Genomic DNA, 529 nt, shown 5'->3' with positions numbered 1-529 from the left:
TGTCAAAAACTCTTTAGGATTGGGGTTGAAAAACAGAATCTGTCAAATTACTATGCAAATATCCAGTATGGATAAATATACATGAATTCTGAAAGCCGCCTTTTTGGCGGTTTTTTTATGCCTGAAATTTGAGTCGAGAGAGCTGATGTCATTCTGTTTTTCTGAAGTGTGGCTCAAGCTGCACGACTTCAAAGGCCGTTTAATTGCTTACGGTGGAGGCGGTGGCGTTAGCTTTTTCAGCAATGAAGTGGCAGCAAAAGCCCAGCAAGCTGCAGAAACGGCTGCATCCACACCAGATATTACCCTCGCAAACTTAATCTCTTTGGGCGGCTTAGCTCTGATAGCTGCTCGTTTTATCTTTGATGTTTATGTCTATTTCGACAAGAAACGCGCCAAAGGAGGTGCTCGTGGCACTTGCTCAAACCAAGAACTTTAACCCAAAAACGGATATCAAGTTGAACTGCTCCTGTGGATGTGGGAGCAACAAAGTGAGCCAATCAGCATTAGACCAGCTGCAGAAGGTTCGTGA

General features: G+C 44.0%; 1 protein-coding gene. It reads left to right on the top strand.

The window, feature by feature from the left end:
* Positions 1 to 145 precede the first annotated feature (145 nt).
* A complete protein-coding gene (locus R8N49_RS30095; RefSeq protein WP_065274635.1) occupies positions 146 to 436 on the top strand; it encodes a hypothetical protein in 291 nt (96 codons plus the stop codon).
* Positions 437 to 529: the final 93 nt, after the last annotated feature.

This window comes from Vibrio sp. 1978, from assembly GCF_033344345.1.
The sequence above is the reverse complement of the archived record's forward strand: the minus strand, read 5'-3'. Positions and strand labels throughout refer to the sequence as shown.